This is a genomic window from Streptomyces malaysiensis subsp. malaysiensis (assembly GCF_040653035.1).
Classification (GTDB): domain Bacteria; phylum Actinomycetota; class Actinomycetes; order Streptomycetales; family Streptomycetaceae; genus Streptomyces; species Streptomyces malaysiensis.
In genome coordinates this window covers 41,154-62,660 of record NZ_JBEZNG010000010.1, presented here as the reverse complement: position 1 = coordinate 62,660, position 21,507 = coordinate 41,154, and the positions used below count along the sequence as shown (strand labels likewise).

General features: G+C 73.0%; 12 protein-coding genes. 2 read left to right on the top strand and 10 right to left on the bottom strand.

What is annotated here, in order from left to right:
- Positions 1 to 75: 75 nt before the first annotated feature.
- Both AB0E24_RS21435 and AB0E24_RS21430 read left to right on the top strand, forming a co-directional pair.
- The gene (locus AB0E24_RS21435) at positions 76 to 1,053 is read left to right on the top strand and encodes an iron-containing redox enzyme family protein (protein WP_206331332.1); all 978 of its coding nucleotides are present in this window, start codon (positions 76 to 78) and stop codon (positions 1,051 to 1,053) included.
- Positions 1,054 to 1,694: 641 nt separating this feature from the next.
- On the top strand, positions 1,695 to 3,488 hold the full coding sequence (locus AB0E24_RS21430) for an AfsR/SARP family transcriptional regulator (RefSeq protein ID WP_359379017.1): 1,794 nt from the start codon (positions 1,695 to 1,697) through the stop codon (positions 3,486 to 3,488).
- Between the two features lie 87 nt (positions 3,489 to 3,575).
- Here the strand turns inward: AB0E24_RS21430 and AB0E24_RS21425 are convergent, their stop codons facing one another.
- From AB0E24_RS21425 to AB0E24_RS21380, 10 genes are all read right to left on the bottom strand, one after another.
- Complete coding sequence (locus AB0E24_RS21425; protein ID WP_359379014.1) at positions 3,576 to 4,532, bottom strand: ornithine carbamoyltransferase; 957 nt, start codon at positions 4,530 to 4,532, stop codon at positions 3,576 to 3,578.
- A gap of 38 nt (positions 4,533 to 4,570) precedes the next feature.
- Positions 4,571 to 8,632, bottom strand: coding sequence for a non-ribosomal peptide synthetase (locus AB0E24_RS21420; protein WP_359379011.1), 4,062 nt, complete (start codon positions 8,630 to 8,632; stop codon positions 4,571 to 4,573).
- A gap of 27 nt (positions 8,633 to 8,659) precedes the next feature.
- Entirely contained in the window at positions 8,660 to 9,496 is an 837-nt protein-coding gene (locus AB0E24_RS21415) for a 2OG-Fe(II)-dependent halogenase WelO5 family protein (RefSeq protein ID WP_141729573.1), read from the bottom strand.
- Between the two features lie 28 nt (positions 9,497 to 9,524).
- The gene (locus AB0E24_RS21410; RefSeq protein WP_069862353.1) at positions 9,525 to 10,196 is read right to left on the bottom strand and encodes an FMN-binding negative transcriptional regulator; all 672 of its coding nucleotides are present in this window, start codon (positions 10,194 to 10,196) and stop codon (positions 9,525 to 9,527) included.
- 11 nt (positions 10,197 to 10,207) lie between these two features.
- Complete coding sequence (locus AB0E24_RS21405) at positions 10,208 to 11,554, bottom strand: lysine N(6)-hydroxylase/L-ornithine N(5)-oxygenase family protein (RefSeq protein ID WP_283888067.1); 1,347 nt, start codon at positions 11,552 to 11,554, stop codon at positions 10,208 to 10,210.
- Positions 11,555 to 11,607: 53 nt separating this feature from the next.
- Positions 11,608 to 11,829, bottom strand: coding sequence for an MbtH family protein (locus tag AB0E24_RS21400; protein WP_069862355.1), 222 nt, complete (start codon positions 11,827 to 11,829; stop codon positions 11,608 to 11,610).
- Positions 11,830 to 11,918: 89 nt separating this feature from the next.
- Positions 11,919 to 12,854 carry a class I SAM-dependent methyltransferase gene (locus tag AB0E24_RS21395; RefSeq protein ID WP_069862357.1) on the bottom strand — a complete coding sequence of 312 codons (936 nt, stop codon included), beginning with the start codon at positions 12,852 to 12,854 and terminating at the stop codon, positions 11,919 to 11,921.
- Positions 12,851 to 14,668 (bottom strand): condensation domain-containing protein, encoded by a 1,818-nt coding sequence (locus AB0E24_RS21390; RefSeq protein WP_359379005.1) that lies wholly within the window; start codon positions 14,666 to 14,668, stop codon positions 12,851 to 12,853. The genes AB0E24_RS21395 and AB0E24_RS21390 overlap by 4 nt, the downstream gene beginning before the upstream one ends.
- The gene (locus tag AB0E24_RS21385; RefSeq protein ID WP_359379002.1) at positions 14,665 to 18,075 is read right to left on the bottom strand and encodes a non-ribosomal peptide synthetase; all 3,411 of its coding nucleotides are present in this window, start codon (positions 18,073 to 18,075) and stop codon (positions 14,665 to 14,667) included. The genes AB0E24_RS21390 and AB0E24_RS21385 overlap by 4 nt, the downstream gene beginning before the upstream one ends.
- The gene (locus tag AB0E24_RS21380; protein ID WP_359378999.1) at positions 18,072 to 21,422 is read right to left on the bottom strand and encodes a non-ribosomal peptide synthetase; all 3,351 of its coding nucleotides are present in this window, start codon (positions 21,420 to 21,422) and stop codon (positions 18,072 to 18,074) included. Before AB0E24_RS21380 ends, AB0E24_RS21385 begins: the two co-directional genes overlap by 4 nt.
- Positions 21,423 to 21,507 lie beyond the last annotated feature (85 nt).

Below are 21,507 nucleotides of genomic sequence, written 5' to 3'. Positions count from 1 at the left end.
GGGCCGGTCCGAGACACCACGACAGAGGCAGAGGGAACAGTGAGCGAAACACGTCCGGCGGAGGCGGCCCGGCCGATGCCCTTGCCCACGGCGCGAGGAGAGGTGTCCGGCGCGCTCCTCGACGCTCTCGTACGCGAACCCGGCGGTGCGACTCCGCCCGGCGGCCGGTCGCTCCGTGCGGCCGATCCCTACGGCGATGACGCACAGCTCGCGCTGTATGTGTGCTACGAGCTCCACTACCAGGGGTTCTCCGGGGTGGACGACGCATGGGAGTGGGACCCGGATCTGCTGCGGGCGCGGCAGGTACTGGAGCGGCGCTTTCTGGATGCGCTGCGCTCCGAGGCCACCGCCCATGACGACCCGCAAGCCGCCGTGGCCGGGCTGCTGGTGGAGCCGGCGGACGGGGCGGGGGTGTCACATCACCTCCGGGACGAGGGCGAGCTGTGGCAGCTGCGTGAGTACATCGCGCATCGGTCGCTGTACCAGCTCAAGGAGGCCGACCCGCATGTCTGGGTCGTTCCACGGCTGCGGGGCCGGGCCAAGGCGGCGATGGCGGCGGTGGAGTACGACGAGTTCGGGGCCGGGCGCGGGGAGCGAGTGCACGCGGAGCTCTTCGCCGAGTTGATGACCGACCTGGCTCTGGACCCGACGTACAACCACTACCTGAACGCCACGTCGGCGCGGATGCTGGCCGTGGTCAACATGATGTCGCTGCTGGGGTTGCACAGGGCGCTGCGCGGCGCTCTGGTGGGACATTTCGCGACGGTCGAGATCACCTCCTCGCCCGCGTCGGACCGGCTGGCCCAGGCGCTGCGGCGGCTGGGTGCCGGCGAGGCGGCGGTGTTCTTCTACACCGAGCATGTCGAGGCCGACGCCGTCCACGAGCAGGTCGTGCGCCACGGGGTGATCGACGGCCTTCTGACGCGCGAGCCCGCGCTCGCCAAGGATGTGGCGTTCGGCGTCGACGCCACCGTGCTTCTGGAGGACCGCTTCGCCGAGGAGGTTCTGGGCGCCTGGCGGGAGGGCCGGTCCGCACTGCGCGTTCCGCTGTGATCCCGTCCGGAGAGCGGTGGTCGAGGGTCGGTATCGGGTGGCCGAGGCCGGGCATGTCGGCCGCTCACTCCACCATCAGTATTGGATAAAACCTACACTGTAGGTTTGCTCTACAATCGTCTGTTTTGCGGGTACGCTGATCGCCGTAGGTGCGAGGCAAGCGTGTGCGGGATCTGGAGGAGTCGGGGGTCGCCTTGCCGTGTATGAATGCGTATGCCCGGCATTTCTCGTCGGCGGTTCCGCGAAACTCCTTCGGCGTCACATCTGAGAGTCTCCGGGGGCGGCTCTTTCCGACTTCCCGCGTTGGTCCCCTCTCACTTCACACGGGCCGCAAGACCTGGCTTTGTCCATTCCAGGCGTCCAGGACACCATCGCTGGCCTCGCTGTTCACCCCCACCTGCATCACTTCTCCACACGAAGAATCCAGCAAGATGGCAGTCATTGGACACATCCTGTGAGGAGCAAGAGTTTTGCAGTTCAGCGTATTGGGTCCTCTCCAGGTATTGGCTCTCGGCCAGCCTGTCCCCATAGGCGGCCCGAAGCAGCAGGTTCTGCTCGCGCTACTGCTTGTCCGTGCCGGTAGCGTTGTGTCGGTTCCGCAGATCGTGGACACACTTTGGCCCCGCAGGCCACCGCAAACGGTGTTCGCGCAAATTCACAGTCGCATCTCCTCACTCAGACACCTTCTCGGTGCGAAGACCATCCAGACGTTCCCGTCCGGCTATTCGCTGACGCCGTCCCCGGGCGCGATCGACGCCAAGGTTTTCGAGGAGGAGGTGAGCCGGGCCATCGAGCTGCGGGCGGCCGGCCGGCACGGCGAGGCCACGGCCGTTCTGCGGACCGGCCTCGGCAGGTGGCGTGGCCAGGCGGCGTTCCAGCACCTGGAGGGCGAAGCGTTTGACCGTGAGGCCAGCCGGCTGGAGGAACTGCGCATCTTCGCGCTCGAACACCGGATAGAGGGCGACCTGGAGACACGGGACGCCGCCGAGCTGGTGCCCGAGCTGGTCGACCTCGTCGCGGCGCACCCCACTCACGAGCGTCTGCATCACCATCTGATGCTGGCTCTCGACCGCAGCGGGCGGCGCAGCGACGCGCTCAACGTCTATCTCGGCCTTCAGCGGCGGCTGGCCGACGAGTTGGGCACCGATCCCGCCGCGGACATCCAGCACCTCTACCAGAAGCTGCTGTCCATGGACCGGGTGGTGACCGCCCCGGCGGACCAACAGTCAGGGCGGGCCCGGCCCCCGGCCGCCACGGCGGCTCGGCCGGACCGCGGTGGCCCGGCGGGTCCGGTGACCAATCAACTTCCGCCGGACATCCCCGATTTCATCGGCCGCGGCTGGGAGAGCAGGCGCATCGTCGACGCGCTCACCACCGGCTCCACCACGCGGATGGACACCGCGGCGCGCACCGTCATCATCAACGGCATGACCGGGGTGGGGAAGAGCGCGCTCGCCGTGCACACCGCGCATCTGACGCGCGATAGCTTCCCCGACGGCCAGCTGTACGTCGACGCGTCGGCCTTCCCGCGCACCGAGGAGGGTCTGCGGGACGTCCTGGGGCGGCTGCTGCACGGCGTGGGTGTGCCGGAGGAGGAGCAGCCCGGCTCCTGGCCCCTGCGTCAGGACCTGTACCGAAGCCTCGTGGCATCCCGCAGCGTCATGGTGCTCATCGACAATGTCACCGAGCCAGACGACATGCGGGCGGTCATCCCCACCGGGGGAAGTTCCGCCGTGTGCATCACGACGCAGGTGTCCAGTCTGGCCGTCGACGGCGCCGTCCGGGTGCCGCTCGATGTGCTCGGAGCGGAGGACGCGGGCGCGCTGCTGTCCTCAGGGCTGTCCCCGGAGCGGCTCGAGAGTCAGGGCCGGCAGCTGGAGGAGGTGCTGGCGGTATGCGGAGGGCTGCCAGTGGCCCTCCGCGCGGTCGGCAACGTCCTCGCGGCCCGGCCCCACTGGTCCCTTGAGCGGGTCGCCTCCTCGCTCACCTGCGCCCAGGACCCGGCGAGCCTGCTGAGCCTGTTGGGACGCAGCCTGGCCGAGGCGTTCGACGAGGCGTGCGGCCGGCTGACCGAGGAGAGCAGGTGCGCCCTGTCGGCCCTGGCCGCGTTCGACGTCGAGCGGCTGACCCCGGCCACGGCCGCGGTGCTCATCGGTTGCTCCGGCGCGTCGGCGGCGACTCATCTCGATGAGCTGGCGGACCGCAATCTGCTGCGTCCGGTACGGGCCGGTCTGCCGCGGCGGTGGGTTTACGTCATGCACGCGCTGCTGCGCACCCATCTGCACGCCACGCTGCCCGACTCCCAGTACCTCACCGTTCTGGGCCGTGCCCTGCGGGAGGCGCCGCATCTCGTCCGGCGCAGGCCGCCGCGGTACGGGGCGGTGCCGGACGAGCTGCTGGCGGTCGCCGGCGGTGGCCCGTCGGCCACGGGATAGCGGCTGACGCCGGACAGCGGCTGACGAGGCCGGTGCGGAGGCCCGCCGGACGGACCTCCGCACATCCAGCCGGCCCGCCCTGGGGGCTCAGCGCGCGGCGGTGTCCTCGCCGAGCACTCGGAGGAGGGCGGCCGCGGCGGCGGACGTCTTGTGGTATGCCTGCCGGGGCACCAGCGACAAAGGGGAGTCCAGCACCTCCGAAGTGGCCTCCTGCTCCCGGATCGCGGGCAGGTCGTGCATGAACACCGCCTCCGCCTCACCGCTGAACCGCTCCATGGTGCGTTGGGTGACACGGAACGGCGCGAAGCGGGCGCGCCAGTCGGTGTCCTTGTGCGGTACTCCCATCGACTGCCACCGCGTGGTGTAGAGGGCGTCGACGGGGTGGGGCGCGTCCGGAACGGAGTGGCGCTGGCTCACCACCTCCCGCCCGGCCACGTCGTTCATCTCGCTCAGCTCCTCGTCCGGGAATCCGGCTCCCTCGGGGCTGTAGACGTCAAGCCGCATCCCGGGGACCCGGCAGGCCAGGTGTGCCAGCGACCGGGCGGTGTTGTTGACCAGGCCGAGGTAGGCGAGCCGGAGCTGCTCGGCGCCGCCGAAGTGGTCCCGCAGCGCGCACAGGTCGGCGATGGCCTGTGTCGGATGTTCCTCGTAGGTGAGGGCGTTGACGGTGGCCGGCAGCGATTCCGCGAGCCTGCCCAGTTCGTCCTGGGGGCCGTTGGTGCGCACGACGGCCGCGTCCACGTAGTGCGCCAGGACCGCTCCGGTGTCGCCCCAGCTCTCTCCCGTGGACACCTGGAGCTCCGAGGAGCCCAGGTGCAGGGTGTGACAGCCCAGGGTGACCGCCGCGTTCCAGAACGAGGACCTGGTACGGGTGGACGGCGCGGTGAACAGCAGGCCCACCCGCGCTCCGTGGAGCCGGTCCGCGAACTCCTTCGGGGAGTTGCCGAACCGGTACGCCGTCTCACCCACCCTGGCCACTTCGTCGGTGGTCAGCCGCGACAGGCTGAGGAGGGATGTACGGCACGCTTCGCTGACGTCGAACACGGACTGCCTCCATGAAAGGGGTGGGTGGGGTCGCGGGCTCAGTGGCCGGTCGCGACGGTGGCGACGGTCTTCATCAAGTGCGTTGCGACCTCCCCGACGACGGGTTTCCTGATCAGGGAGTAGTGCGTCGCCTCGATCTCGGTCTCCTGGGCGGCCGCCCGCGTCCAGTCGTTCCAGTCGGTCCTGGCCACCAGTGAGCGGCGGAGCGAATCGGACGCCCACACAACGGACACGGGAGCGTCGATCACCTCGGGCCGCCATCCCGTGAACAGCCAGTGGTGCAGGGAGGCCAGTACGGCACGGTCGGCGACCGCCCGCGGCTCATGGTCCCGGCGTACACCCCACAGGTGCTCGGCGGTCCGCAGGATGTGACGGCCGAGGTCCGGCCCCGTCAGCCGGCGGAACCGGTCACCGAGCCGGGCGCTGCGCTCGGCCGTCAGCCCCTGGGAGCCGGCCGGGGCGAGGGTGTTGAGCACGGTCAGGGGCCCCATCGACCAGTCCGGCTCGGCCGGGCGGGCGTACCGCACCGGGGAACACCCCGCGTCCCAGATGGAGACGGAGTGGACGGCGACCCCGCGCCGTTCGAGCAGATCGGCCACGCCGTGCGCGATCAGCCCGCCCAGCGACCAGCCCACCAGATGGCAGCCCCGGGTTCCGGTGGCCGCGGTCACCTCCGTGGCGTACGCCCGCACCATCTCTTCCGGAGACTCCCACCCCGTGCGGCCGCGGGGGTCGGTACGGCCGTCGAAGACGGCGTAGACCGGCTGATGGTCCGGCAGGGCGTCCACCAGATCCTGGTAGACCAGCGCGTCCCCGCCCAGCGGGTGGAAGCACACCACGGGGACGCGATCCGTGGCGCCGCCCCGCAGTTCCAGGAGGTTGCCACGTCCCGGGGCGGCCGCCGGGGCGCCGTCCGGGCCGTTGCGCAGATACTCCGCGCAGCGGCGCGGGGTCGCCCGCTCCAGCAGCGTCGCATGGGGGAGCCGGACGGAGAACTCATGCCGGACACGCGTGATCAGCCGAGCGGCGAGGAGCGAGTGGCCGCCCAGCGCGAAGAAGTGGGAGTCCGGGCCCGCCGAGGTCAGCCCCAGCACCTCCCGCCACAGCTCGATCAACCGTTCCTCGATCCCGTCCGCGGCGCCACTCGGAACACCTGCCGTCACGCCGTCCGTGGGGGCCTGCCCGGTACACAGCACGCGCAGCGCTCTGCGGTCCACTTTGCCCGCGACCGTGGTCGGAAGCGTGTCCAGGGCCGTGATCCGCGCGGGCACCATGTATCCGGGCAGATAGCCGGCCAGATGCTGGCGCAGCTCCTCCTCGCGGGCCGGGGACCGCGACGCCACCACGAACGCGTGCAGCCGGGGCCCGCCGGGGTGGCTCTCGTCCACCACGGTCTCGGCCGCGCCCACCGCGGGGTGGGACAGCAGAGTGGCGGTCACCTCGCGCAGTTCGACCCGGTTGCCGCGGATCTTGACCTGGTCGTCCAGCCTGCCCAGATGCTCGACGGCCCCGCCCTTCGCCAGCCGCACCCGGTCACCGGTGCGATAGACCCGCAGCGGTTCGCCGTGCGGGCCCCAGGGCAGCATCGGGAAGCGCTCCGCGGTCAGCTCGGGCCGGTTCAGATAGCCGGGGCCGAGGCCCTCGCCCGAGATGTACAGCTCCCCGGCCGCCCCGTACGGCACCAGCCGGCCCTTCTCGTCGGCGATGTGCAGCGTCGCTCCGTGCACCTCCGTGCCGATCAGCGGTCGCTCGACCGTGGAATCGACCTTCTGCACGGTGGTGTTGACCGTGCACTCGGTGGGCCCGTAGCAGTTGAAGACGCGCAGACCGCTGCGGGACAGCGGCCGCCACAGCGGGGCCGGCAGCGCCTCCCCACCGGAGATCAGCCGCCGCAGCGGCAGGTCCCGGCGCTCCAGAAGACCGGCCTCGACGAGCAGTTGGAGATGGGCGGGGCTCACATCCAGCAAGGTGATGCCCGCCTCCGCCACATAGGCGATCAGCGCCTCCGGGTCCAGCCGTACGGGGCCGGGTACGACCGCCACGGTCGCGCCGTCGAGCATGGGCAGCAGCTGCTGCAACGAGACGTCGAAGACGAGCGGTCCGTTGAGGGACACGGTCTCCCGCCGCCAGTCCGCCACCTCGAAGCACTCCGCCAGGCCCGCCTTGACGTTCAGCATGGTGGCGTGTGTCGCCAGGGTGGCCTTCGGTCTGCCCGTGGTGCCGGATGTGTAGATGGCGTACGCGATGTCGTCGGGCCGCGTGGCCCCCACCGCGACGGTGCCCGAACCGCGGGCGTCGGCGGGCAGGGAACGCACATCGATGAGGGCCGTGCCCGGGAGGTCGTATCCGGGCGGGCCGAGCACCCGGGTGAGCCCCGCGTCATCGGCGATCCAGCGCCGGCGCTCCTCCGCCTCCGCGGGTTCGATCGGCACATACGCGCACCGGGCGAGCCAGCAGCCGAGCAGCGCCACGACCGCGTGGACGGAGCGGTCGGCCACGACGCCCACGAAGGAACCCGGAACCGCGCCATCGCCGATCAGCGCCGCGGCGACCGCCTCCGCCCGGTCCACCAACTCGCGGAAGGTCAGCCGCTCGTCCGGGGTGCGCACGGCGGTGCGTTCCCCGTGCCGCTCCGCCAGCGCCCGCACGATATCGCTCGTCGGCTCGCGCACGGCGTTCCGCGGCGGGTACGCCCGCACCGTCAGCTGCCGCCGCCACTCCGTACCGGACAGCAGCTCCAGGTCGCCCACCGGCGTACCGGGCTCCCGCTCGCCGTGCCGCACCAGGGCGAACAGCGCGTGCGCGGCACTGGAGACGTACGCCTCGTCGAACAGGGACGCGTCGTACTCGGTCACCAGCCGTGGGCCGTCCTCCCCGTACAGCAGGTTGAAGGTCAGATCGCAGCGGGCGCGCTTGTCCGCGTCCCCGTCGAAGCTGCTCGCGGTGAGGGTGACATCACGCCAGCGGCGCGGCTCGCCGGGCGGGGCCGCCTGCACCTCCACGGCGATCCGGTACAGCCCGCCGCGCTCCCCGGAGGGCCGCGCGCACACCGCCTCGGCGATCCTGTCGAACGGCACGTCGTCGTGCGAGAGGGCGCCCATCACCGTCTCCTTGCCGCGCGCCAGCGCCTCCGCGAAGGAGGGGTTGTCGGCGAGCGGCGTGTGCAGCGGCACGGTGTTGACGAAGAAGCCGAGCGCGGTGTCGAAGGCGGGCAGCTTGCGGTTGAGGGTGGTGCCGCCGAGCACCACCCCGGTGCTGCCCGAGAACCGCTGGGCGAGGATCTGCACGGCGGTCTGGAGCACCACGAACGGCGTCACCTCGAAGGCCGTGCCCAGCCCGGTGAGCGCCGCGGCGGTCTCCGGGGGCAGCGGCGCCTCGTGCACCGCGGCCGGGCCGGGCCCCCGCGCGTCCAGCGGAGCGCTCGCCAGGAAGTCCGCAGGCGGGAGCTCGGCGGGCAGCGCCGTCCGCCAGTACGCCAGATGCCGCTCGTCCGCGCCGTCGGCGAGGACGGTCCGCTGCCAGCGGGCGAACTCCCGGAACTGGGTGGGCCCGGTGGCCGGACGCCACTCCCCGTGTTCGGCGAAGGAGTGGTAGGCGTCGGCGAGTTCCCGTTCGAAGACGCCCAGCGACCAGGCGTCGACGCCGATGTGGTGGAAGGCGAGCACCAGCGTGTGGTCGGTCGGGGACACGCGGATCAGCCGGGCCCGGAACGGGGGTTCGCGCCGCAGATCGAAGGGGCGCAGGGCGAAGGCACGCGCCTGCCGGTCCAGCGCCCCGGCGGTGTCCCCGCCACCCGCGGCGGCCCCGGTCTCCGGAGCCCGGACACCGGGCGCCGCCGTGACACCGGCCAGGGCGGGGCTGTCGGGCAACACCCGCTGGAGGACCTCGTCCTCGGTGTCCAGGAATACGGTGCGCAGGATCTCATGCCGTTCCACCAGGGCGTTCACGGCGTCCACGAGCGCGTCGGCGTCGAGCGGTCCGCGCAGCCGCAGACAGCGGGTCACGTTGTACGCGTTGGAGTCCGGGTCGAACTCCTGGTTGATCCACAGGCGCAGCTGGTTGGCCGCCATCGGTTCGGTGTCGGTGTCGGTGTCACTCATGGTGTGCTCCCTCCGGCGGGGTGGGGGTCAGGACCACAGCAGGAGGTTTCCGTGGGCGGAGACGCCGATGAAGAACGACAGGGTGACGCGCCGTCCGCCGCCCTCGTTGGCCCCCACCCGGTGGTAGTTGCGGGGGTCGAAAAAGACCGCGTCTCCGCATCGTGGGGCCACGGTCACCCGTGGCTCGTCCGCCACCAGATGCGGCCGGTACCAGTAGCCGTCGCGGTGGTCCTCGTCGCCGGGCCGCCAGCGGCGCCGGAAGACGGTGACCTCACCGCCCGACTCGGGCACGGACAGATAGCAGTTGAAGGCGAGCTGGCACAGCGGGGTCTCGTCGAGACCGTCGGGGAATTCCCGCTCCACCTCGTCGAAGTGCAGGCCCGCGCCCTCGCCCATCTCACGGATCATCCCGGCGAACAGCGGCCGCCCGCCCGCGGTGGCCACCGCGGCCCCGCCGTGCCACGCCTTGGCGAGCCGGTCCAGGGCCGCCTGGAAGGGGTCCTGGCCGGCCAGCAGCCGGGCGCGCTGCCGGGTGGCCTCCGCGGCCTGCTCCCAATAGGCGTCGGCCACCGAGCCGTTGTTGTAGAAGTCGAACACGGCGGGGCCGAGCTTCTTGATGCGCATTCCCACCACGGCGGCGTCGTACTGCCCCATCCGGTCCTCCGCCAGGGACGCGACGATCGCCCGGCACTCCCGCTCGGTGAAGAAGTTCCGGACGCTCAGCGCCCCCAACAGCCCGGCCGCCACCCGGCTCAGCCGCCTGCTGTCCAGCTCCTCGGCCACCTCGGCGTCGAACAGGGTGTGGACGGGGGTCGCACCGCCGTGGCCCGTGCCGCGTTCCCCGTCGACGGCGTACTTCTGCATCACGAACACCTCCGGTGCTCACGTGGTCTCAACTGGGCCAGGTGGTCGTGGGCGGGTAGTAGTCGCGCATCACGGCGGCGAGGTCGTTGCTCCTGCCGCGGGGGCTGCGCGCACACCAGTCCATGACGGCATGCCTGACCTCGTGCTCCTTCTCCTGGCTGAGCTTGAACATGGAGTCGCACTCCTCGACACGCAGCTCGAAGGCGCCGACGCCGGGGAGGATCTGCCGGAAGTGGTCCACCGAGGGCTCCACGGTCCACCGCGCCCCGAAGCGCTCCTCCAACTGGCGGGCGGTGGCGGACACCACGCCCAGCGTGGCCTCCTCGTCCGCCACGAGCTTCAGCCGCCCCTGCACATGCACCGCGGTGAAGTTCCAGGTCGGCACGGCGGGCGAGGTGTTGTAGACGGCGGGGGAGACATAGCCCGCGGGGCCCTGGAACACCAGCCCGGCGGGCTGCCCGTCGGCCAGGGACTTCCAGTGCGGATTGGCGCGGTTCATATGGCCGTGCAGCACGGCCCCCTGCCAGCGGCCGGTGCGCTCCAGCTCCTCCCGCTGCCGCGGCAGGACGATCACCGGCACATGGCTGGCGAACGGGGCCCGCCCGTCGCGGGTGGACATCAGCAGGGCCAGCGGATTGTCCTGGACGATCCGCACCGGCCACCGCCGGTCATCGGTCCGGTAGTGCTGAGGTACGAACATCGGCATCCCCCTCAGGTCTGTGGCTGTGGCTGTGATCGCGTGGTGGCCCGGGCCCCGGCCCGTACGGCGTCGGCCCGGATGGCGTCCGCGATCTCCCCGGCCCGTACGGCGGTGTTGGACAGCAGGCTGGAGGAGATCCCGTGGCTGTGCTCGGTGGCGCCCTGGAGGTAGATCGCACACCGCACGTCCCCCTCGGTGATGACGCGGTACCGCCGGTCGGCCTCGAGGCGGCCGAGCTCATCGGCCTTGCACAGCCCCGCCATGCTGCCCAGCAGGCCGCGCGCATCCGTCGGCCGGTAACCGGTCGCGTAGACCACACAGTCGGCCCGCATCGGGGTGCGCTCCCCGGTGACCAGGGACTCCACCACCACGTCCACACCGTCGCCGGTCGGTTCCGCGGCCGTGAGCCTCGAAGCGCCGAGGATGTTGAGCCTTGGCCGCCCCCGCACCTTCTCCTGGTAGACCCGCCGGTACAGCTCGTCGATCAGCTCCGGGTCGACCACCGAATAGTTGGTGTTCCGGTGGTAGTCGAGGAGCATGCGCCTGGTTTCGGGGGCGGCCGCGCAGTAGTCGTCCACGGCCGCCGGATCGAAGATCCGGTTGGCGAACGGGCTGTCGTCGGAGGGACTGTAGCCGTAGCGGGAGAACACCGCGCAGATGTCCGTCGAGGGGAACCGGCTGTGCAGGAACTCGGCCGCCTCGGCCGCGCTCTGTCCGGCCCCCACCACGACGATCCGGCGCGGCGTGGGCGGCAGCCGCTCCACCCGGTACAGCAGCTCGGAGCTGTGCCATACGCGGTCCGAGCACACCGTCCCCGGGGGCAGGGACGGCTCCAGGCCGGTGGCCACGACGAGGTCGCGGGTGCGTTGCACCACGGTACGTTCCCCGGCGGCGGTCCGCTGCCTGACCACCACGTCCATGTGTTCCACCGCGTCTTCGCGGGCGACCGGACGCACATCCACGACCTCGGACCCGTAGACGACCTGCTCCTCGAAGAAGCCGGCCACCCACTCCAGATAGTCGTGGAACTCGATACGGGACGGGAACAGCAGCTTGTGGTTGATGAAGTCCGAGAGCCGGCCGGCGTGGTGGAGGTAGCTGAGGAAGCTGTACGGGCTTCGCGGATCGCGCAGCGTCACCAGGTCCTTGAGGAAGGAGATCTGCATGGTGGCGCCGTCCAGCAGCATTCCGCCGTGCCAGGAGAACCGGTCCTTGCGTTCGAAGTAGACGGCCTCCAGCGGCCTGCCGGGACCGGTGGCCGAGGGCTCGGCGAGCGCGGTGGCGAGCGCCAGATTCGAGGGCCCGAAACCGATCCCCGTGACGTCCACGGTGCGGTCCTCTGGTGCGCTGTCGGTCATGCCGCCGTCCCTTCGCTTCGCCATGAGCGTGTGTGGTCCGCCATATCCGTTCCTCAGCCGCCCTGCCGGGGGCGGGCCAGTTCCTCGCGCAGACTCCTGGGCCGCATATCGGTCCACACTCGGTCGATATGGGCCAGGCAGGTCTCGCGGTCCCCGCGCGTCCCCTCCTCGCGCCAGCCCCCGGGCAGTTCACGGTCGCCGGGCCAGATGGAGTACTGCTCCTCGTCGTTCACCACGACGCGGTACGACCGCTCATCACGCTGCTCGTCGTGCATGGATGGGTCTCCCTCCGCTCGCTGCTGTGCTCGGAAGCCTGTGCCGGGAAGCCTTACGGCGCCGCCCGCCGCAGAGCCGCGCGCCCTTGTCACGCACGGCAGATCAGGACGCAGGACAGGGTGGAGGCGGTGGCGCGCGCCTCTTCCTCGGTGCAGCCGGTCATCGGGAACACCGCCTCCGTCAGCACCTCCAGGCCCGCCTCCCGTACATAGGCGGAGACCTCCTCGGGGGTCCGCCACAGATTGATGTGGTCCGGCGCCGGGCTGTTGACCGGGATGTTGACGAAGAGCCGGCCGCCGGGGCGGACCAGGTCCCGCAGCCGGCGCAGGGCCGCCTCCGGTTCGTCCACGTGCTCCAGCAGCTCGCTGGCCACCACATGGTCGAAACGCTCGGTCGCCGGGGCCCGGTGCAGGTCCTGTCGGCGCAGACACGCGGTGTGCCCCAGCCGGGCCAGCGCCTCACGGGTGCTGGCGACGCTGCCGTCGCTCACGTCCCAGCCGGTGATCCGGGCGCGGGCGCGCTCGACGGCCAGGGCCAGCAGCAGGCCGTGCCCGGGGCCGACCTCCAGCAGGCTCTCCCCTTCCCGTACCGCGCCGAGGAAGCCGGTGACGTACAGGTGCAGGGCGCGCGCCTGGTTGACCCAGAGCAGTTGCGAGAGCAGCAGCCCGTCGGTGTAGCGGGTCATATAGGCGGCGTCCAGGCCCAGGCCGTCCTGGACCTCGCGGAAGGTCCGGTAGCGGTATTCACCGGTCAGCTGGAAGTGGTAGTCCTCCTCGAGCATCCGCTCGCAGGTCCAGCGGTAGCCGTCCGCGTAGCGGTCCAGCCCGTCACCGGCGATGGCCAGGAGCGACCGTGCGACGCTCTCGCAGAACGCGAGGTGCTCGGCGTCGCAGCCGCTGAACCGCATGGCGAGGAAGTCCCGGTGCTCGGGCCAGCCGGCCAGCACCCGCTCGGTGATCCGGGTCAGCGCGTCCAGCCCCGCCAGCGCCTCGGACAGCGGTGCGTACTCCGCGGGTGTCGTCATGCCATCCCCATCCGTCGCTTGATGGCGGCGAGTTGGTCCTCGGCCACCCCGCCGGTCCGCGCCCCGGTGCCGCCCGTGGCCTGCCGGGTGAGCTCCCCGATGTGGCGGACGTAGGTCTCGGTGAGCGCTTCCGCGGCCTCGTCCGGGAGGTGGTCCCGCGCATGGGTCAGCTCGACGACGAGTTCGCGCTCGACCGCCGTCACCACCAGTTCCAGCAGATAGCGGCGGGGCGCGTCGGGGCTCTGGAGCACGCTGGGCACCTGCGCGGGTGCCCCGAAGACCGCGTCGTCGACGGACCGTTCGAACCGTCCCAGGTAGTTGAAGCTCAGCCGCGACTGCGGCAGCTCCGCCAGCCGCGCCCCCGGCGCGCCCGAGAGGTACCGCAGCAGTCCGTAGCCCAGGCCGCGGTGTGGCACCGCGTCGAGCCTGCCGCCCACGGCCGCCACTTCGTCAGCCACCTCCTCCGCCGGATCGCCGCCGGCGGCGGACGGCAGCGGAAGCCGGACCGGGAAGATCGAGGTGAACCAGCCGACGGTGCGGGACACATTGGCCCCGCTCTCGACCACCTCCCGGCCATGGGCCTCCAGATCGAGCTGGAGCTCCGTCGCCCCCGGCGACCGCGGCCAGGCCCGCAGCAGCGCCGCGAGAAGCAGGTTCAAGGGGGACAGCCCACGGGCGGGGGCGTCCCGCAGCAGGGCCTCGGTGACGTCCTGGCCGAGCCGCCTGCGCACGGTGGCGCTACGGCCGATGGTGTCGGCCCGCGGGCCCTCGCCCGGCTCGTCCGGCGCGGTGAACGGCAGGGCCGCCGCCGAGGCGTCCGGCACCGAACGCCAGTAGGGGAGCTGCCCGGCGACATCGGGATGGTCCGCCCAGCGGCGCAGCAGCTGCGCCCAGCGCCGGAACGATGTCGTCCGGGCGGGCAGAATCGGCTCCCGGCCGCCCTCCAGGGCGCGGTAGGCGCGCTCCAGATCGTCGGTGAGCAGCCGCAGCGAGATGCCGTCCACCACCAGGTGGTGGGCGACGAGCACCAGCCGCCCAGGGCCCGCCGGGCCGTCGTCCTCCTGGAGCAGTACGGCAGCCACCAGCGGCCCGTCCGCGAGGTCCAGCGACCGCTGCGCGCTCTCCACGGCCGCGTCCTCCCGCGCTTGGCGCGCCGCGCCGTCCTCCTCCGGCAGGCGTACGACGGTCAGCGGAGGATCGGGGGCGGCGCTCCGCACCTCGTGCCGCCAGCCGTCCCCACCGCCCGCCGCGTCCTGCCGGAAGGCGCTGCGCAGCACATCGTGGTGGGCCGCGACCGCGCACAGCGCCCGGTGCAGCAGTTCCGGGTCGAGGGCCCTGCGGACGGGGAGGTACAGCGTCTGGTCCCAGTGGCGGGCGCCCGGCAGATCCTGTTCGAAGAACCAGCGCTGAATCGGCGTCAGCGGAACCTCGCCCAGCGGCTGGTCCGCCTCGTCCCGCACCGCCTCCCCGGTCGTGGCCAGCTCCGCCAGCCGCGCCACGGTCTCCGCCTCCAGCACCTGCTGCGGGGAGACGGCGATTCCCTCGGCAGCGGCCCGCGCCGCGATCTGCATGCCGATGATCGAGTCGCCGCCCAGCGCCCAGAAGCCGTCGTGCACCGAGGGGACGGGCACGCCCAGGCACTCCGCCCAGATCCGGGCCAGCGCCTCCTCGGTCGCGTTCCGTGGCCGCCCGTCGGCAGGGGAGGGGGCGGTGGCGGCGGTGGTCGCGCGCCGCTCGTCCAGCAGCCGCTCGAGGGCCTCGCGCTGGGCGGGGGTCAGCCGGGCGAGCCGTTCGGTGAAACCCGGGGTGGTCATGGTCGCTCTCCTGTGGGTACGGGGATGTCTTCGGACGTCCGGGTGACGTTCCGCGGGGGCGCGGCCGGCCGGGGCTCCGGGGCCGCGGACGTGGCCGACCGGTCGCGCAGATAGGTCCGTGCGGCGCGGTCGGACGCCGCGGGGCCGCCGAGTTCCGCGTCGACCTCGGCGAGCAGCGCCCGTGGGGTGCGCTCCTTCAGCAGCCGGCTCACCCCCAGGCCGACCGGGAAGACGTTCCTGATCCGGCCGGTGAGCCGGATCGCCAGCAGCGATTCGCCGCCCAGTGCCAGGAAGTCCGCGTCCGGTTCCACCCGGTCCGCCGGAAGCACGTCCTCCCACAGGCGCAGCATCGCCTCCATGGCGGGCCGCTCTCCCGGTGTGCCGGCCACGGCGCCGCGCGGCGGCTCCCCCGGGGCCGGCAGGGCGCTCCGGTCGACCTTGCCGCTCGTGGTCAGCGGCAGGGCCGGAAGCCGGACGATGCGCCACGGCACGAAGGGCGCGGGCAGCTTCTCACGTAGCGCGGCGCGCAACCGGGCCTCTTCCGCGGCCGTGTCCTCGGGCGGTACGTCCGCCTCCGGCGGCACGCCGTCCCCGGGCCGTGCGCCGTTCTCCGGCCGCGGACCGTCCTCGGGCCGCGCCGCGCCGTCCTCCGGCACGACATAGCCGATGAGCCGGTGCTCCCCGGCCGTGTCCCGTACGACGACCGCCGCGTCCCGCACCCCCGGCAGGCCGCGCAACGCGGCGCGCACCTCGCCCGGTTCGACCCGGTGCCCGCGGATCTTGACCTGGTCGTCGGCGCGGCCGAGGCACTCCAGGGTGCCGTCGGCGTGCAGCACGCCCAGATCGCCGGTGGCGTACATGCGGCTCCCCGGCCACCGCGAGAAGGGGTCGGGCAGGAGCCGCTCCGCCGTGGCCCCCGGGCGGCCCAGATAGCCGCGGGGGACCGCCGCCCCGCCCACGCAGATCATGCCGGGCACCCCGACGGGCACGGGGCGCCACTCCTCGTCCAGCACATACAGGTCGACCCCGTCGATGGGGGAGCCGATGCCGGGGCGCCGGGGGAAGGTCCGGGGGTCGCCGGTCAGCCGCAGACTGCTGACGACCTGGCACTCCGAGGAGCCGTACTGGTTCTCCAGCCGTACGTGCGCCTCGGGCCCGGTGAGCAGCTCACGGACGGCGTCGGTCACCTCCAGCGGCTCGCCCGCGGTCATGATCTCGCGCAGCCGGGGGAGCCGGACGCCGGTACGCGCGGCCGCCTCGGCGACATGGCGGAGCGCCACCGGGGACATGTACCAGCGCTGCGCCTCCCGGTCGCGGGCCAGCGCCACCAGCCGTTCGAAGTCCGTCCGGTCGTCCTCGTCGGCGAGGACGAGGCACCCGCCGCTGCCCCAGGTGGTGAAGATCTCCTGAGCGGAGACGTCGAAGGTGAACGACACCTGTGCGAGCGTTCTGGCGGGGGCCGGGACCGAGCCGCCCGCCAACTCCCAGTCGAGCATCCCCGCCATCACGCCGTGCCGCATGGCCACGCCCTTGGGGCGTCCGGTGGAGCCGGAGGTGTAGGTGACGTAGCACAGGTCGTCCGGGCCGCTCTCGGCGGACGGCGCCGGCGCGCCGGCGGCCGACTCGTCGGCACGCAGCCGCGGCGGACCCGCTCCGGGCAGGCGGCCATGGGTGCCCTCCTCCGTGATCAGCACCGCCGCCCGGGAGTCGGTGAGCAGGAACTCCAGCCGTTCGTCGGGGTGGTCGGGGTCCAGCGCCAGATAGGCGGCCCCCGCCTTGAGCACCCCGAGGATGCTCACCAGCGCCCGGGTGGTCCGCCGCAGCAGCAGCGCCACCACGGTGTCCCGGCCCGTCCCGAGCGCGCGCAGCCGACCCGCCAACCGGGCCGCCCCGGCGTCGAGTTCGGCGTAGTCGCAGACCCGGCCGTGGTCGTCCACGGCGGGCGCGCCCGGGGTGCGTGCCGCCTGCTCCTCGACGATGCGGTGCAGGGACATCCCGGCGAGCGCGGACGGGCCGTCGGGGGCGTGGTCCCGGTCGGCGCCGCGGACCAGCGAGGGGTGCGCGGAGGCCGCGCGTACGGCGGACACCGGGGCGTCGAGGCCACGTGCCATCGCGGTGACGGCCGCCTCCACCCGGCCCAGCACGGTGCGGATCTCCTCGGCGCCGAAGCGCCCGGGGTCGTAGAACAGCCGTAGCCCGAGGGCCGGTTCCCCGGGCAGCACCACGACCGTCAGGGGGTAGGTGGTGTCCTCGACATACCGCCACAGCTCCACCGAGGTGCCGGGGCCCAGGTCCAGGAAAGTGCCCTGGTCCGGGTAGTTCTCGAAGGCGACGATGGACTCGAACAGCGGTGTCTCCCCGCGCGCGCCGCACACCCGCCGCACCTCCGGGAGGCCGAGGTGCTGATGGGGGAGGGCGGCGGTCTGGCCCCGCTGGATGTGCCGCAGCCAGTCGCGCAGCGTGCCGCCGCCGGTCACGTCCAGGCGCTGCACCACGGTGTTGACGCAGGGGCCGATGACGCCGTCGGCACCGGGCAGGTCCGGCGGCCGCGATGCCACCGTGACGCCGAACACCTGGGGGCCGGGCCCGATATGTGACAGGACCACCGCCCAGGCCGCCTGGAACCAGGTGCTGAGGCTCACCCGGGCGCCGCGCGCGGCGCCCCGGACCGTCGCCGACAGCTCCGCGGGCAGTTCGTGCTCGGCACTGCCCGCCGCGGCGCGGCCCCGGCGCTCCCGTTCCGCACCGGGGCGCAGTGCCAGCCGGTCGGCCGGTGGGAGGGTGCCGAGCCGGTCCTTCCAGAAGCGGGTGGCCGCCTCGTCGTCCTGCCGGTCCAGCCAGTCCACGTAGTGGCGGAAGGGCCGGACCTCCGGAAGGGCCGCGTCGCCTCCCGCCCGGTGGACCGCGCCGACCTCGGCGAGGATCTTCGGCATCGACCAGCCGTCGATCACCAGATGGTGCACCGTCCACACCAGGTACGTCCGGTCCCGGGCGTGCAGCAGGGCGAGCCGGGTCAGCGGCGGCCTGGCCAGGTCGAAGCCGCGGGCCCGGTCGGCGGCGAGGAACTCCTCGACGCCCGCCTCCGCTTCCTCGGGGCCGAGACCGGTCAGATCCCGCTCCTCGACCGGCAGTACGCAGGACGAGGCGACGACCTGGACGGGCGTCTCCACCTCCGCCCAGACGAATCCGGTGCGCAGCACCGGATGCCGCGCCACCACCGTCTGCCAGGCGGCGCCCAGGGTGTCCGCGCGCGGACGGCGGGCCGGTGGTTCCGCCCGGCAGACGAAGACGAACTGCTCGGTGTAGGCGCCGGGTTCCTCGGCCCGCAGTGAGTGGTAGAGCATGCCGCTCTGCAACGGGGTGAGCGGATAGATGTCCTCGATCCCGGCCGTCGTGGGGTCGTTCATGCGGTGGCCCTCCCGTCCTCCGGTGCGAGCCCCTCGACCTGGTCCAGGAGCCGGATGAGCGCGTCGTCGTCGACGTCGGCGAGAGCGGGCAGCGCCGCGCGGTCGACCTTGCCGTTGGCCGTGAGCGGAACGGTCGGCACCCGGTGGATCCGGGAGGGCACCATGTGGTCCGGCAAGGTGGCCCGCAGCGCATCGCGCAGACCGGCGAGCGCCTCCGGGCGGTCCGGCGAGGTGACGGCGTAGGCCACGAGCCGGGAGCGGCCGCCCGGCCCCGGCTCGGCCATCACCGCGGCCGCCTCCACCCCGGGGCACTTGAGCAGCGCGGCCTCGACCTCGGCGGGCTCGATGCGGTAGCCGCGGACCTTGACCTGGTGGTCCGTGCGGCCGACGAAGGTGAGCTCGCCGCCGGGCAGCCGCCGCACCCGGTCCCCGGTGCGGTACATCCGGGCGCCCGGCCACGCCGCGTACGGATCGGGGAGATACGCCGCCGCGGTCGGACCCGGCCGGTCCCGGTAGCCCCGGGACACCGCGAGCCCGCCCACGTACACCTCGCCCACCGCCCCGATGGGCACCGGGTCGAGCTCGGCGTCCAGCACGTACAGCCGCACCCCCGCGAAGGGCCGCCCGATCGGCAGCGCGGCGCTGACGTCCGCGGTGTGCTCCTGCCAGGTCTGCACGATGGTGCCCTCGGTGGGGCCGTACGCCACGAAGAACCGGCACCGATCGGTCCACCGGCGGCGCAGCTCCCCGGTGATGAGGTCGCCGCCGGTGATGGCGAGCCGGACACCGGGCACCGCCGCCGGGTCGACGAGGGAGAGGAGCGCGGGCGGCAGATACATCAGCGTGGCCCCGCAGTCGCGGATGACGCTCTCGATCGACCGCTCGGCGCGCGCCACGTCCGGTGGTCCGAGGCACAGCGTGGCGCCGCAGGCGAGGGCCATGAAGATCTCCCACACCGACGCGTCGAAGTTGAAGGAGACCACCTGGAGCACCCGGCTGTCCTGCCCGATGCCGAAGTCCGCCCGCGAGGCGGTGATGACATTGGCCAGGGCGCGGTGGGTGATCTGCACACCCTTGGGCCGGCCGGTGGTGCCCGAGGTGTAGATGACGTACGCCAGCCCATCGGGTCCGGCCGGCGCCGTGTCCGGCGCGCCGCCCCCGGTGTCGTGGACCGCGGTGATGTCGATGACCTCGCTTACTCCGGCCGCCACGGCGAAGGCGGGAGCCTGCCCCTGGGTGAGCACGGCGGCCAGCCGCGCGTCGCGCGCCATGTAGGCCAGCCGGTCGGCGGGGTAGGCGGGGTCGAGCGGCAGGTAGGCGGCGCCCGTCTTCAACACGGCCAGCAGCGCCGCCATCTGCTCCGGCGAGCGGCCGATGTGCACACCGACGAGGTCCTCGGGTCCCAGCCCGCGGGCGGCCAGGGCCCTGGCCAGGGCGTTCGCGCGAGCATCGAGTTCGGCGTAGGTGACGCTGCCACCCGAGTGCCACAGCGCCGCGTGGTCCGGTCGCGCCGCGGCCTCCCGCTCGAACATCCGGTGCACCGGCAGCCAGTCCGCCTCACCGGCCATCCCCAGCGGCTGCGCGCGGCCGAGCAGCTCCGTGTGCTCCCCGGCGGTGAGCATCGGCAGCCGCGTGGCGGGCCGTTCGGGGTCGGCCGTGGCCAGAGCGCGCAGCAGCCCGGCGAAGTGGCCGTGCAGCCGCTCGGCCGTGGCGGTGTCGAACAGGTCGGTGGAGAACTCGACATACCCCGCCAGCTCCCCGTCCCGCTCCTCCAGGTACCAATTCAGGTCGAACTTCGAGGTGCCCGTACCCGGCTCCGCCCGCAGCGCCCGCAGCCCCGGCGGCGCCACCGTCTGCCGGCCGTCGGCGAACAGCACCAGCGCACACTGCACCAGCGGCGGTACGCCCGGAGCCCGCCGCACCCCGACGGCGTCGGCGATCGCGTCCAGCGGCAACTCCGCGTGCTCCTGCGCCAGGGCGATGCCCTCGTGCAACCGGGTCAGCAGTGTGCCGGTGGCGGGACGGTCGTCCAGCCGGACCCGCAGCGGCACCGTCTTGGTGAGGTACCCCACCACCTGGTCCAGTTCCGGCCGCACCCGTCCGGCCACCGGGAAGCCGAGGACGAAGTCGTCCTGGCCCGTGTACCGCCGCAGGGTCAGCGCGCAGCCGGCCGCGAGCGCCGTGAAGAGGGTGACGCCACGCTCCCTGGCGTACGTGGTCAGCGCCGCGACCAGCGTGCGGTCGAGCCGCACCGGAATCCGCGCGCCGCGGAAGGTGCGGACGGCCGGGCGGGGGCGGTCGGCGGGCAGCTCCAGCACCTCCGGCACACCGTCCAGGGCCTGGCGCCAGAACGCGGTCAGCCGCTCCCGACGTTCGCCGCTGAGCCGATCGCGCTCCCAGGCGGCGACGTCCACCGCGCCCAGCGGGGCCCCGGAGCCGTCCGGGACCGGGTCCCGGCCGCCGCACAGCTCCAGCAGATCGTCCACCAGGACACGCAGCGACCAGGCGTCGCACACGATGTGATGCAGTACGAGCACCAGCAGGCCACTGTCGTCCGTCAGCCGGATGAGCAGGGCCCGTACGGGGGAGCGGTCCAGTTCGAGCGGGGTGACCGACGCCTCCCTCACCAGCGCCTCCGCCCGCTCCTCCCGCTCGGCGGGCGGCAGGGCGGAGAGGTCCTCGGTCCGCCAAGCGGTGTCCGGCCGCTCCCGCACCGAGGCCACCGCCCCGCCGTCCCGCTCGGTGAAAACGGTGCGCAGCGCGGTGTGCCGCAGCGCCAGCTCCTCCAGCGCCGAGCGGATCCGCCGCCCGTCCGGGCCGCCGTCGGGCGCGTCGAGCCGGAGGGTCAGCGGCACGTTGTACGCCGGGTTCGCCGGGTCGGCGCGGTACAGCGCGTACAGGCTCTCCTGACCGGGCGACAGGGGCAGCGCGGCGCCGTACGGCTGCCGGGCGATCCGGCCCGTGTCCTCGGAGGCGGCGCTGTTCGCGGAGGGCCGATCGGGCTCCGGGCGCTGCTGCTCGCCGCCGGGGTCCACGCCCGGGGCCGGGGTGCCCGGCGCTGGCGTTTCGCCCACCGCCTCCCGCAGGGCGCGGCGGAAGTCGCCCAGCCGGGTGGAGGGGGCCAGCGACCGCAGGGGCAGCTCGACGCCCAGGGACCGCCAGCAGGCGGCGAGCACCCTGACGGCACGCAGCGAGTCCCCGCCGAGGTCGCTGAAGAGGGCCTCGTCGTCGGCCCCCGCCTTGCCCAGGACGGACTTCAGAGCCTCCGTCAGGACCTCGTCCACGCGTGCGTCGCGTGCGTCGAGCGAGCCGTCGGACGCGGCGCCCGCCGTGGGGTGTTGTGTCATGCCGGTCCCTCCCCTTCGTATGCGTTACGGCCGGTTCCCGCGGGTGCGTGGCGGTGTGCCGTGGCCGGGTCCGTCGCGCGGTGCG

What these genes read in the sequence shown, in the direction of transcription:
- AB0E24_RS21435 (WP_206331332.1), top strand. Translation starts at nt 76, where the DNA reads ATGCCCTTGCCCACGGCGCGAGGAGAGGTGTCCGGCGCGCTCCTCGAC.
- AB0E24_RS21420 (WP_359379011.1), bottom strand. Translation starts at nt 8,632, where the DNA reads ATGAGTGACACCGACACCGACACCGAACCGATGGCGGCCAACCAGCTG.
- AB0E24_RS21415 (WP_141729573.1), bottom strand. Translation starts at nt 9,496, where the DNA reads ATGCAGAAGTACGCCGTCGACGGGGAACGCGGCACGGGCCACGGCGGT.
- AB0E24_RS21410 (WP_069862353.1), bottom strand. Translation starts at nt 10,196, where the DNA reads ATGTTCGTACCTCAGCACTACCGGACCGATGACCGGCGGTGGCCGGTG.
- AB0E24_RS21405 (WP_283888067.1), bottom strand. Translation starts at nt 11,554, where the DNA reads ATGACCGACAGCGCACCAGAGGACCGCACCGTGGACGTCACGGGGATC.
- AB0E24_RS21400 (WP_069862355.1), bottom strand. Translation starts at nt 11,829, where the DNA reads ATGCACGACGAGCAGCGTGATGAGCGGTCGTACCGCGTCGTGGTGAAC.
- AB0E24_RS21395 (WP_069862357.1), bottom strand. Translation starts at nt 12,854, where the DNA reads ATGACGACACCCGCGGAGTACGCACCGCTGTCCGAGGCGCTGGCGGGG.
- AB0E24_RS21390 (WP_359379005.1), bottom strand. Translation starts at nt 14,668, where the DNA reads ATGACCACCCCGGGTTTCACCGAACGGCTCGCCCGGCTGACCCCCGCC.
- AB0E24_RS21385 (WP_359379002.1), bottom strand. Translation starts at nt 18,075, where the DNA reads ATGAACGACCCCACGACGGCCGGGATCGAGGACATCTATCCGCTCACC.
- AB0E24_RS21380 (WP_359378999.1), bottom strand. Translation starts at nt 21,422, where the DNA reads ATGACACAACACCCCACGGCGGGCGCCGCGTCCGACGGCTCGCTCGAC.